Annotated in this window: 11 protein-coding genes; 7 read left to right on the top strand and 4 right to left on the bottom strand. The window is 43.3% G+C overall.

Going from position 1 to position 12,808, the window contains the following annotated elements; all coding sequences use genetic code 11:
- Window positions 1-33: 33 nt before the first annotated feature.
- Window positions 34-1,170: a glycerate kinase gene (locus AK824_RS05080; RefSeq protein WP_057759372.1), complete on the top strand. Its 1,137-nt coding sequence runs from the start codon at window positions 34-36 to the stop codon at window positions 1,168-1,170.
- A gap of 111 nt (window positions 1,171-1,281) precedes the next feature.
- Here the strand turns inward: AK824_RS05080 and AK824_RS05075 are convergent, their stop codons facing one another.
- On the bottom strand, window positions 1,282-2,151 hold the full coding sequence (locus AK824_RS05075; protein ID WP_057759370.1) for a LysR family transcriptional regulator: 870 nt from the start codon (window positions 2,149-2,151) through the stop codon (window positions 1,282-1,284).
- 106 nt (window positions 2,152-2,257) lie between these two features.
- On the opposite strand from AK824_RS05075, the gene AK824_RS05070 reads away from it, so the two are divergent.
- Together AK824_RS05070 and AK824_RS05065 are read left to right on the top strand one after the other, a co-directional pair.
- Window positions 2,258-2,758, top strand: a complete 501-nt coding sequence (locus tag AK824_RS05070) for a lactoylglutathione lyase family protein (RefSeq protein ID WP_057759368.1) — start codon at window positions 2,258-2,260, stop codon at window positions 2,756-2,758.
- 210 nt (window positions 2,759-2,968) lie between these two features.
- A complete protein-coding gene (locus tag AK824_RS05065) occupies window positions 2,969-3,781 on the top strand; it encodes an enoyl-CoA hydratase (protein ID WP_057759366.1) in 813 nt (270 codons plus the stop codon).
- A 187-nt stretch (window positions 3,782-3,968) separates the two neighbouring features.
- Here the strand turns inward: AK824_RS05065 and AK824_RS05060 are convergent, their stop codons facing one another.
- The 3 genes from AK824_RS05060 to AK824_RS05050 form a co-directional block, all read right to left on the bottom strand.
- Window positions 3,969-4,307 carry a RidA family protein gene (locus AK824_RS05060; protein WP_055124581.1) on the bottom strand — a complete coding sequence of 113 codons (339 nt, stop codon included), beginning with the start codon at window positions 4,305-4,307 and terminating at the stop codon, window positions 3,969-3,971.
- 163 nt (window positions 4,308-4,470) lie between these two features.
- On the bottom strand, window positions 4,471-5,718 hold the full coding sequence (locus tag AK824_RS05055; RefSeq protein ID WP_057759364.1) for an NAD(P)/FAD-dependent oxidoreductase: 1,248 nt from the start codon (window positions 5,716-5,718) through the stop codon (window positions 4,471-4,473).
- A 343-nt stretch (window positions 5,719-6,061) separates the two neighbouring features.
- Complete coding sequence (locus AK824_RS05050; protein WP_057759362.1) at window positions 6,062-8,266, bottom strand: ATP-dependent helicase; 2,205 nt, start codon at window positions 8,264-8,266, stop codon at window positions 6,062-6,064.
- 454 nt (window positions 8,267-8,720) lie between these two features.
- On the opposite strand from AK824_RS05050, the gene ychF reads away from it, so the two are divergent.
- The 4 genes from ychF (at window position 8,721) to AK824_RS05030 (ending at window position 12,798) form a co-directional block, all read left to right on the top strand.
- On the top strand, window positions 8,721-9,812 hold the full coding sequence (gene ychF, locus AK824_RS05045; protein ID WP_057759361.1) for a redox-regulated ATPase YchF: 1,092 nt from the start codon (window positions 8,721-8,723) through the stop codon (window positions 9,810-9,812).
- 186 nt (window positions 9,813-9,998) lie between these two features.
- Entirely contained in the window at window positions 9,999-10,535 is a 537-nt protein-coding gene (locus tag AK824_RS13625) for a hypothetical protein (protein WP_057759359.1), read from the top strand.
- Window positions 10,536-10,597: 62 nt separating this feature from the next.
- Window positions 10,598-12,013: a deoxyguanosinetriphosphate triphosphohydrolase gene (locus AK824_RS05035; protein ID WP_057759358.1), complete on the top strand. Its 1,416-nt coding sequence runs from the start codon at window positions 10,598-10,600 to the stop codon at window positions 12,011-12,013.
- A gap of 104 nt (window positions 12,014-12,117) precedes the next feature.
- The gene (locus tag AK824_RS05030; protein WP_057759356.1) at window positions 12,118-12,798 is read left to right on the top strand and encodes a TetR family transcriptional regulator; all 681 of its coding nucleotides are present in this window, start codon (window positions 12,118-12,120) and stop codon (window positions 12,796-12,798) included.
- Window positions 12,799-12,808: the final 10 nt, after the last annotated feature.

Here is a 12,808-nt window from a genome sequence, read left to right as displayed (position 1 = left end):
GATCGTGTCATTAAGATATTCAAAGAGAGCCGTATGAAAATTTTGATCGCCCCTGACTCATTTAAAGAAAGTTTAGAAGCACTTGATGTTTGCCACGCCATTCAATCTGGCTTTAGTCAAGTGTTTCCAGATGCTGACTATAAGCTGTTGCCAATGGCCGATGGCGGTGAAGGTACCTCTGCGGTATTGTCTTATGTATTGGGCGGGCGCTGGAAAGAAGTCAGAGTACATGACCCATTGATGAGACCGATTACGGCAAAGTATCTGTTATTGCCCGACGCGACTGCTGTTATCGAAGTGGCTCAAGCGTGCGGATTGCACCTACTGACAGCTGATGAGCGTAATCCTGTTATTGCGAGCAGTTATGGCGTTGGGGAGCTGATCGAAGATGCGTTAGCAGAAGGTGCTAAGCGTATCGTTATCGGTCTAGGTGGTAGCGCAACCAATGATGCAGGCCTTGGCATGCTAATGGCGCTAGGCATAACATTTCATGACATCAATGATAGCCTACTCACTCATGGTGGTGGCGCACTTGCCAGCTTACATAAGCTCGATAATACAAACCTTCATGCAAGGATATCAGACACAGTATTTGAAGTTGCTTGTGATGTGACCAATCCATTATGCGGTCTGCTGGGTGCAAGCGCAGTATTTGGCCCACAAAAAGGCGCTTGTCCAGAGCAAGTAAATACCTTGGACAAGGCACTCAGTCACTTTGCTACCCTATGTGGACAGCATGGCTATGAAGACTGTCAATACGTTGAAGGCGCTGGCGCTGCTGGCGGTCTTGGCTATGCGATGATGACGTTCTTTCAAGCTCAGCTAAAGTCAGGCTTTGATACGGTTGCCGAAGTGGCTCACCTGTCACAGCATATCGCAGAGGCAGATCTTGTCATCACTGGCGAAGGCAAGCTCGATGCACAAACGGCCATGGGTAAAGTGGCAGGCGGTATTAGCCAAATCGCTAAGGCTAGCCGTACACCTGTCATCGCTATCTGCGGCAGTGTCGATGGACTAAAACCTGCTCAGACCAGCCAGTTCGATGTGGTCATGCCAAGTATCCAAAAGGTAGACACGATTGATAACGTGTTAGGCTCTGCTTATAACAATATTGAGACGACTGCTGCTAATATCGCTGCAAGTATCAAACTTGGGCAGACTTTAAAATAGACGCAATCTTTTATAGTCGCAATCTATCAATGAACCTCTCCTGTTAAATACACAGCTATTGAACTTTCAATTAACCCTTCATTAGCTGTGCATTTATCATTCTCAACATATCTATAGCCATTTTTTTACTTCATCGATGACCGTATGCATTCTATTAGAGAGTGTCTGCTGTCTTCTAACTGCTAGATATAGCGTTTCGCTAACGGCAACTGGTAAATGATGACTGCTAATCAGTTCAGGCTTTGGATAAGCAGCCACGGCATGGGCTGGCAAAACAGTAAAACCTATTCCCCTGCTGACGGGCTCTAAGATTAACCCTATCTGATTCGAAAAGCCTTTTTTCTCAAAATCATTGATATGCTGGAATTGTTCATAATTGGCAGTCAGTAGCATGCCTGCATGATGGGCGCCATCTGGATGATCGATAAACCCAAGCTCGATAAGCTGCTCCCAGCTAGGCTCTGCTGTAGCCGCAGGAGTTACTAGTATCAATGCTTCTTGCGCCATAGACTTGCAGCTAACTGTTTCATCGTCTGAGATATCTGTCATAAAGCCGATATCAATCTCGTGATTAGCCAGTGCCTGCTCAATATCAGAATTGGGAGCAAAACGGTAGTCAATCACTAGCTTTGGATGCTGCTGCTGTAGTGTCAAAAGCTGCGGATACAGTTTAAGTCCCACACTACCCGGTGACATCAACCGTACCAATCCTTCGTAAGGTGGATCTTCACCGATACGCTGTTCTAAATTTGATAATCGCTGCAATATCTCGCCTGCTTCTTTATAAAGCTGCTCCCCTGCATTGGTCAATGAAAACTGCTTTCCTTGACGAATCAACAAGTCCGTATCTAGTTGCTCCTCTAACTTACTTATGTGTTGGCTCACACCGGACTGCGTCATATATAGACGTTCAGCTGTGCGCGTAAAGTGTCCAACTTCAGCAAGCGTGCAAAAGGTGCGTAACCATGTGATATTTATCATTACTTTTCATAATTATTTATATAATATTTGATAATTTTACATAATGACGGTGCATTTGTATACTGGCTCCACGTTAAAGAAAACGCACATCAAACAGGAGCACAATATGAACAACGTTTATCCAAGAAGCTTTTCGCACATCGGTCTTTCAGTCCCTGACCTAGATGCAGCCGTAAAATTCTATACTGAAGTGATGGGTTGGTACACCATCATGGAACCAACTGAGATTGTCGAAGATGACAGTGCCATTGGTGAGATGTGTACCGAAGTATTCGGTGCAGGTTGGGGCAGCTTCCGTATCGCTCACCTATCTACTGGTGACCGTATCGGTGTTGAGATTTTTGAATTCAAAAATCAAGAAAACCCTGAAAACAACTTTGAATATTGGAAAACAGGTATCTTTCACTTCTGCGTTCAAGATCCAAATGTTGAAGAGTTGGCTGAGCGTATGGTTGCCGCAGGTGGTAAGAAGCGTATGGAAAAACCACGTTACTACTACCCTGGCGAAAAACCTTATCGCATGATTTATATGGAAGACCCGTTCGGTAACATCGTTGAAATTTATAGCCACAGCTACGAGCTTATCTATAGCGAAGGCGCATACTAGTTTCAGTATAAATACAGCTTAGTATAAATTTAACCTAGTATAGATTTAGCTTATATCTGACTGAAAAACCAATAGCGTACTCATCATCTGAGTGCGCTATTTTTTTGTGCGCTTTCTATGTGTTCCATCTATTGTATAGAATATGAGCCATGCTACTATTTAGTCAGCTATATATAAAACTATAAACCAACCCATTATCAAGGATGATAAATGACTCAATCTGACGTTATTTTAGACATAGATGACCTTTTGGTTATTAGAGAAGACAATAAAGAAAGTGGCGTCGTCACGCTCACCTTAAACCAACCCAAGCAATTTAATGCGTTGTCCGTTGAAGTACTGTCTGCCATGCAAACAGAGCTAGACAGTATCTCTCAAGACGATACAATCAGAGTGGTGGTTATTCAAGCGACAGGCAAGGCGTTTTGTGCTGGTCATAATCTAAAACAAATGCGCGCACACTCAGATGAAGCATTTCATCGTGCGCTATTTCAGCAATGTAGCCAAATGATGCTAACCATTAATCAGATGCCGCAAGTCGTCATCGCAAAAGTACAAGGTATTGCCACAGCAGCAGGATGTCAGCTGGTCGCAGCTTGTGACCTAGCCATTGCCGCTGATGATGCAAAGTTCGCTACCTCTGGAATAAACGTTGGACTTTTCTGCTCTACACCTGCCGTTGCTATCAGTCGCAATCTACCTCGTAAACAAGCGTTTGAGATGCTAATCACAGGTGAGTTCATCGATGCGCATACTGCTTTGCAATATGGATTGATCAATCGAGTCGCAGCAGCAGAGCAACTAAATCAAACACTACAATCATTGATAACGGCAATTACTATCAAGTCTCCGGTGGCAGTAAAAACTGGCAAAGATATGTTTTATAAGCAGCTGGGTATGAACATCGAAGACGCGTATGACTATGCCAGTGAAGTAATGACGGGCAATATGATGGCAGACGATGTGGGTGAAGGGATTGATGCTTTTATTGAGAAGCGCCAAGCGGTATGGAAGGGGTGTTAGTACCTATGACACTAATCACTGTATTGCTTAGCTGACGTCACATAGCGCAGGCTTTATCTAGAAAGTTAACACGCGCTTTTTCGATAATTAAATTTGCTTATTACCAAGCACAAAAAAGGCCACGATATCACTATCATGGCCTTTTTTATTTCTATTTCTACTTGATACAGATACTACGAGCCATTTATTACTCAGCAGCGATAGCGATCATTTCAACCAATAGCTCAGGACGTGCCAATGCTGACTCACCACAAGCGCGAGCCGGTGGCTGAATACCTTCAAACCACTGGTCATAAACTTCATTCATAGCAGCAAAGTCAGCCATGTCTTTGATCCAAACCGTGACTGATAGTAGCTTTGATTTGTCACTGCCTACCTCTTCTAGCAACGTTTGGATTTTTTCTAGACAAGTCAATGTTTGCGCTTTGATATCGTCTTCTGCATTACCTACCTGACCACACAAATAGATAGTTTGGTTATGGATTACGGTTTTGCTCATACGTTGATTGCTGTGTAGCTTCTTAATCATGTCTATACCTTTCATTTATTAATTTAAGTCTGTGCTAACTATAGTCAATCCACTATAAAAGCGTTACAGCGTTAACCTCGCTTGAAGTATGACATATACATCTGCACTCGGTTGCCTTGTACCGCTCTTAAATTGGATCAACTATATATCAGATACGCGCTTAGTTAGAAAAACGCTGGGCACTAAATGGTGCAAGATCGACCAATGTAGGCTTATCGTGGATCATCTCTTCAACCAGACGACCTGTCATTGGCCCTAAAGTGAAGCCTTGATGACTGTGACCAAATGCAAACCATAGTTTGTCATGCTTGTCAGCAGGACCGATTACTGGCTTCATATCAGGCATACAAGGACGAGAGCCCGCCCATGCTTCACTCTCAACCGCATCTTCTAGTGGCAAGATTTTTTTCGCCAGCTTCAATACGGTTTTTAACTGACCAAAGTTCTTTGGCGCATTCATTGTGGTCATCTCAGCACCAGTAGTGATACGGATACCCTGCTGCATCGGCCCCATCACAAAGCCTTTGTCCATATCAAACATACTATGATGAATTGTATTCTTTTCTGTCACTTTGAAATGCTGATGATAGCCGCGCATTGGGAATAGTGGTAAGTTATAGCCAAGTGGTTTAATCAAATCATTAGACCATGGGCCTGCTGCGATAACCAATTTATCACTATAGTAGGTATCGTTATCAGTGATAACTTTCCAACCTTCGGCTTCTTGAACGATTTCTTTTACATCGCTTTCTTTGATCGTACCCTGCATATCTTGGAAGTTTTTCGCATAAGCTTTTACGAGCGAGCTTGGGTTTGATACTTGCCAAGAGTTTTTCCAATGAATCGCGCCAACGAAACCTTCAAAATTGGCACTAGGTTCCATTGCCTTTAGTTCTTCAAGGTTTAGGACGTTATGCTCAACACCTTGATTACGTGCGTCGATAGCTGATACTTGCGCTTCTTTAAACGTCTCTTCTGAGCGATGCAACTGCAACCAACCATCACGAGTAATGAGCTCGTCAGCACCAGAAGCGCTAATCATGGTTTGGTGCTCACTAGTACAATGCTCAATCAGCGTCTGCCACTCTGATTCGATCTTTTTGACTGAAGCTGGCGTAGAGTATTTCCAGTACTGAAGCAGCGCTTGGTGATAACGCAAAATGGCCGGAATACGATAGCGAATATCGGTACCTTGGTTTGGCAACACTCTGATCATTTCTGTCAGCTGACGAGGAAAAGGATGTGTATGAATGGCTTCGCGCTGAATCAATCCTGCATTGCCATATGAGGTCTCTGACCCTGGCAATTTTTTGTCTAACAATAATACATTTGAGTTATTTTTTTGTAGATGCCACGCGATTGACGTGCCAACCATACCTGCACCGATAACGATAACTTCGTAGCGCATAACCTATCCTTTTCTTAGGGTGTTAATACAGAGTATCAAATATAAGGGTCTAACAGAATTAGGTGGTAATAGTAACGCATTAGGATAAATTTGAAACCCTTATCTGATAAATATTTTCGCGTCACATACTTTTGGTTATGGGGTTTTTGAGAAGGTATTTTTGATAGGAATAATACTAGCCTTGAGCAATAATATAGCAACAATTTTAGTGAGAATCGCGGCAAGTTATCTGATGTTTTTAGTTATAAAACGTTCAAGTATTCGGAAGCTCACTTATCTATATTACTGCATAGCCTTATTAGCTTATGTTTAATTGATTGGATAATCAACTAAACTTGAAGTATTACCACCAAATGGGGTCATCATCTTCTATCATGGTCCGTCTTGTCGTTTCAACCGTTACCTCATCCGCAGATAGCTCAGCGATAAAACGTGACGGCTTATCAAAATATCCAGAATAACTAGAAAAGTAGTTTGGTGCTGTCAGATACAACTGTGTCTTTGCACGACTACAGGCAACATAAAACAGCTTACGCTCTTCTTCTAATGCTTCAAAGTCATCCAAAGAACGATGATGTGGCGTGATGCCATCTACTAAAGAATTCACAAATACTACTGGCCACTCAAGCCCTTTAGCACTATGAATGGTCGAGATAGTAACTTTGTCATTGCTACTGTCTTGTCCATTATCCGAATTGCTCATCACGGCAACTGAATCATTAGGTGGGTCTAAAGCGAGATTTTCTAAAAAACTATCAAGGCTTGTGTGCTCTGTCGCTAAGTTCTTTAGCACCCGAAAGTCTTCGGTACGCTCACGCCAATTATCTTCGATAAGCTTTAACACTGGGATATAAAACTCAAGAATATGTTCAATAGCTGTCTCGACCGATTCAGCTTGCTGTGCCTTGGCAAGCGCATGATATAGAGGCTCTAACTGATCGCTCTTTTTTGCAAAGGGTGCGGCCAGTAAGGATTCAAATGCATTATTGTCAGCAGTAATAGCTTGGGTTAAGCGCGTCGCCGTCACTGCACCCACCCCTTTAAACAAGGTTAAAATACGATGCCAAGCAATCGTGTCATTTGGGTTATAGAGTATTTTGACAAAGGCCAACACATCTTTGATATGTCGTCTTTCAATGAACTTGATACCACCCACCACGATAAAGGGAATGTTGCGCGCCATAAATTCTAGCTGTACGTAATTGGACTGAAATGATGTACGGCATAATACCGCAAAGTCGTTGTAGTCATACTCTGGCTTTAGCGCGACGATCTTATCAGTGATATAGCCCGCTTCTTTTGGCTCATCACTGAGTCGTCGAAATACTGGTTTGTGTCCTTCTATCGGCGCATCAGAATACAGCTGCTTTTGATAGCCTAGCGTGATTTGCGCGGACAAAGCATTGATATAATTTAAAACGGACGGTGAGCTGCGATAATTTTGCTCAAGCTTAATAAGTTTGGCATGAGGATAAGTCTCACCGAACAGCAAAATGTTTTCGTAATTGGCACCGCGAAACGCGTAAATACTTTGATTGTCGTCACCAACTACCATCAGCGATACCGACTCAGGCTCACATATTAAGTCAATTAGTTGCTTTTGTGGAATATTGGTGTCTTGATACTCATCAACCATAATATAGCGGTATTGGCTTTGCAGCAGCTGTCGAAAAGTGTCATTGGTCTTCAAATGGCGTACGACTTGGCTAATTATGTCATCAAAATCATATAAGTGATTGGCGCGCTTGTACTCATGAAAGTCAACTGCCAGCTGCTCGATGATAGGAATATGCACGGCGATATCTGGGTAGTTACTTTCGATTAAGTCGCGAATATGTATACGTCTGTTTCTAGACGTCGATATGATATTTTGCAGCGTTTTTTTGCGTGGAAAGGCTTGTGGCTTGGTTTGAGCAGGATACTTTTTTTCTTTATGCACCAAGTCGATAGCATCCTCACTATCGCCAGTATCCAAAATCGTAAACCTTGGATTGATACCGAGCAGCCCTGAATATTGTCGTAGTAACATATTACAAAACGAGTGAAAAGTACCACTAGTGATGCTATTTAATGCTTTATCAGTTGGCAGCTTATCCTCAGCCAGCTCTTCATCTGATAGCTTTTGATTTGAAAGACTGCTTGCTAGCAAGGACTTAGCTCTATCTTTTATCTCATTCGCGGCTTTACGCGTAAAAGTCAGTAGCAAAATCTCTTTAGGCGACACTCCGTTTTCTAATAGATAACTGGTACGATAGGTCAAAGTTTTGGTCTTGCCCGAACCTGCACCAGCAATGACCAATACTTTGCCATCGATCGTAGTCGCTGCCATTAGCTGATCGGGATTTAGCTCACTGGCATAATCGACCTTTAACCCCAACCCGCTATCTAGTCTCTGCTTTAATAACTTAAGGTTTGTCGGCTCAGCCGTATCAATTAAATTTGCCTCTAGTTTTTTAATAGCCTGCTCAAGTCGAGACAGTTTAGGCTTCATCTCAAGAAAGTTTTGCGGGTATTTATAGTGGCGTGTGTCAAAAATCGAGGTTGTCATTATTGGATATTGCCTTACATTGTGTTTTGGAGCGAGCTGATTGTTTGAAAAAAATTAAACCAACCAGCAGATTGCACTTACTGTTTGTGAGCCTGATGCCACTATTTACCTATGATAACTTACTATAGCAAAAAATACTGAATACCAAATCGAACACCGCTTATCTAAATAAAAAGCAACCAATCGTATTCACTTTTCAGCTTTTAACATATCTGACATATCCTAACCTTAGTAGAAACACACCTGCCATCGCTGAGTAAAAACCTAAGCATATACCGTAACAACCTCACCCCTATTCCGGTAAATTTGTTACAATGTGCCCAATTTTGATTTACTATTTGACTAATATTTCAAACAAGCTGAGTTTTAGATGAACTCAGTTTTATTCTGACTAAATATCAAGTCTTATATTAGCTCAGTACCAACTATTTTATTAATACATTGAGAGACTGTTATGGGTTTTAATTGCGGCATCGTCGGCCTACCAAACGTGGGTAAATCCACCTTGTTTAATGCGTTGACCAAAGCGGGTATCGCCGCTGAAAACTTTCCGTTTTGTACCAAAGATCCCAACACCGGTATCGTACCAGTACCTGATCCACGCCTAAAGAAACTGGCTGATATCGTTAATCCTGAACGCGTATTACCAACGACGATGGAGTTTGTAGACATCGCAGGTTTGGTGGCAGGCGCGTCAAAAGGCGAAGGCATGGGCAACCAGTTCCTAGCCAATATTCGTGAGACCGATGCGATTGCTCACGTCGTTCGCTGTTTTGATGATGACAACGTGGTACACGTTGATGGCCGCGTTAGCCCGATTGATGATATTGAAACCATCAATACTGAACTGGCATTGGCAGATTTGGAAGCGGTTGAGCGCGCCATTCTTAACTTGACCAAAAAAGCCAAAGGCGGTGACAAAGACGCGAGCGCCATGCTGGATGTGTTCAAAAAGATTGAGCCATTATTAGCAGAAGGCAAAGCGGCGCGCGCGGCCAACCTAGACGCTGATGAGAAAAAACTCATCCGCAGCTACGGCCTCATCACTCTAAAGCCAACCATGTATATTGCTAACGTTGCTGAAGATGGTTTTGAAAACAATCCATATCTCGACGCTGTTCGTGATTACGCGACTGGCGAAGAATCTATCGTTATTGCCCTATGCAACCAAATCGAAGCTGAAATTGCCCAGCTTGATGAAGAAGACAAAAAAGACTTTTTGGCTGAAATGGACATGGAAGAGGCCGGGCTTGATCAAGTAATCCGCGGTGGTTATGACTTACTTGATATGCAGACTTACTTCACCGCTGGTGTTAAAGAAGTACGTGCATGGACCGTCGCTATTGGCGCTACTGCCCCGCAAGCCGCTGGCGTGATTCACACGGACTTTGAGCGCGGCTTTATTCGTGCCGAAGTCATCGCTTATGATGATTTTATCGAATACAACGGTGAAAAAGGCGCTGCCGCCGCTGGTAAGTCACGCCTAGAAGGCAAAACTTATATCGTTCAAGATGGCGATGTCATGCACTTTAGATTTAACGTGTAGCTTTAGCTAGTCAATACTGCCTGATAGCTAATCAGCCGATGTTGGATATTTTCCAGCATCGGCTTTATTTTATCAGCTTATTGTTATAATATAACATATCTTTATTTTACTTATTTGAGGGCTTATATTTTGACTGACTTTTTCTCTTTTTCCAAATTTGCAAGTGCTGCTATAGTAGGCAGTGTTATGGCAGTTTCGTTGTTAGGATGCCAGCCAAAAACAGACGGTGAGCCAGCAGCATCTGAAGACGTGACAACCGTAGACAGTCATGCAGAGCACGACGAACATGCCCATGAGGGGCATGACCACGAAGCCCATGATGATATGGAACACGATCATGAAGGACATGACCATGAAAGTCATAATGACATGGACGTTCACGAAGGACATGATCATGCGGGTCACGACCATTCTGAGCACGCTAGCAACAGCACACCATTTTCTTGTGAGCCTACTGCTACTATCGGCGTATACTATCATACCGATGCCACACCGCAGACCGCGCACCTACTTATTGACGGTATCGAATACGATTTGACAGCCGCCTCTGGTAGCGACGCCCTTACTGACAAAACCATCTATACGAGTGATATTGGATTAGATGACACTCATGGCATTATATGGCAAGTGGATGGTGACAACGCAACCTTGCTAAACAAAACACTAAATAGTGATGTGTCTATCGAAGAGGAAGACGTTCTTTTTGATTGCCAGAAGTCTTAGTAGCTGTACCAAGGGCGCTATTTTGTTATGCTAGAGGCTCCCTTGGTTTCGGATGTTCCAATATGCTAAGTACACCAACCTCTTTACCGTCCCCTACCACACAATGGTCACATCTCCTCAACTCACAGCGTCTTGGTGCTTCCAAAAAATTTAACGCCAATACCAGTACTCGTTCTCAGTTTCACAAAGACTATGACAGACTGGTATTTTCTCACTCTTTTCGCCAGTTAAATCAGAAAACCCAAGTCCATCCATTGACCAATCAGCTCGGTATTCATACGCGCCTGACTCACTCGCTAGAAGTGTCTTCTATCGGTCGCTCTTTGGGAATGATGTCTGCCGAAAAAATTCATGACGCATTAGGTAGCGGTTTGCCAGCGGGAGTTTCACCAGCAGATGTCGGTGTGATCGTACAAGCGGCTTGTCTCGCTCATGATATTGGAAATCCGCCTTTTGGCCACGCTGGAGAGTATGCGATTCGTGATTGGTTTAGGCAGCCTGAACCGCAAGCGATTTTGCAAAATTTAAGCAGCAACGAGCGACTAGACTTACTGGCATACGAGGGTAATGCTCAAGGGTTTCGCCTATTGGCACGTAATGAGCATCATCCTGACAAGGGTGGTATGCGGCTCACCTGTGCCACGCTAGGCGCATTTATGAAATATCCATGGTTGGCGACTCACAGCAACGATGTCAATGACAACCATTATAACGTGCAGAAATTTGGCTGCTTTTATAGCGAGGCTTCTCAGTTAGAAGAGTTAGCTGCGTGTTTACATTTGCCACGCTCAGAGCAACATGATGGCTTTGCGCGCCATCCATTGGCTTATCTGCTAGAAGCGGCAGATGATATCTGTTATGCGCTAATCGATTTAGAAGATGGCATCAATCTGAATATGCTAACCTATAGCGAAGTCGCTACGATATTTTATGAGCTAATTGGTGAACGTCCGAGCAGTGTAAACCTACCAGCGCATATGTCTGTCAGACAAAGCCTCGCCTCCCTTCGGGCACGAGCCATGATGCGTTTGGTCAATACCGTCACCGATGCCTTTGTAGCCAACAGTGATGCATTACTAGCTGGTACACTTCAAGGCAGTCTGTTTGCGCATTGCGATACCAGCGTACAGAATGGTATCAATCAAGCTAAGCAACTGGCACGAGAAAAAATATTTAATCATCCGAGCAAAGTAAGAATGGAGCTGATGGCCAATCAGTGCTTGCATAGCCTATTGAATGCCTTTATGCCACTCGCTTGGACAGGGTCGCAATCTGCTACTATGCAGCCGCCGATGTCTTTTGAGCAGCAACGTCTGTTAAGATTACTACAGCCCCATCTTGACGAACATCGCCGCATCTTGTCTGACGATATCTATCATAATGTTTTAAATATTTTGGATTTTATTACAGGTATGAATGACCATGAAGCTTATCGACTGGCGCAAGAATTGCAGGGTCATTGGGGCACAGTGGTTTAAAAGACCAGTACAGGTTTAGTAAATTAACACGAATGACGTATTTCAGTCGTATTTATGCGTTGAAATGAGTATGATAAACACCTACCGGACAATTTTGAAATATTATGAGCAGTCGCGAACAAAAAAAACTTCAAACTCGGCACGCCTTTTTTAATGCTGTGCTCGATTTATGTATGACAGGGCAATCTTTTAGCTCTATCAGTCTCAGACAAGTAACACGCGAGGTTGGCGTTGTGCCGACTGCGTTTTATCGCCATTTTGATGATATGGAGTCACTCGGGCGCGCTTTGGTCATTGAGGAATTGGGCGGTACGTTAGCCACGTTAAGTGATAGCCTGCAGATTGGGCGCAAACGTAGCTTTGATCGTCAAATCGCAAAAAGTATTCAGCTATTCTTGTATATGGTCAGCGATCAGCCTTATTACTGGCAGTTCTTGGTCAGTGAGCGTTATGGTGGGTCAGAAGCAGTACGAAAAGCCATCAATGAGTTGATTAAGATACATGCTCAAGGGTTGGCCGACGACTTAGCGTTGCAGCCAGCGTTTACCCATATCAATGCTTATGACCGTCGCCTATTAGCTGAGGCTGGCGTAAATATGTTCTTCTCTTGGATTATTGATTGGCTAGAGCTGACCTATACAGAAGATCATGATGATGAGATTGATCTAAACGAAATCGAAGAAAACAAGCAGCTAATGCTACATAACTGTACTCGTCAAGCACAGATGCTTTTTTACGGGGCTTATAATTGGAAGTCTAGCGAAGAAACACGCCTAAAAGACTAAATGTTGCTCT

The organism is Psychrobacter sp. P11G3 (assembly GCF_001435845.1).
Taxonomy (GTDB): Bacteria; Pseudomonadota; Gammaproteobacteria; order Pseudomonadales; family Moraxellaceae; genus Psychrobacter.
Note: the sequence above shows the minus strand (reverse complement) of the source record. Positions and strands in the feature narration are given on the sequence as shown.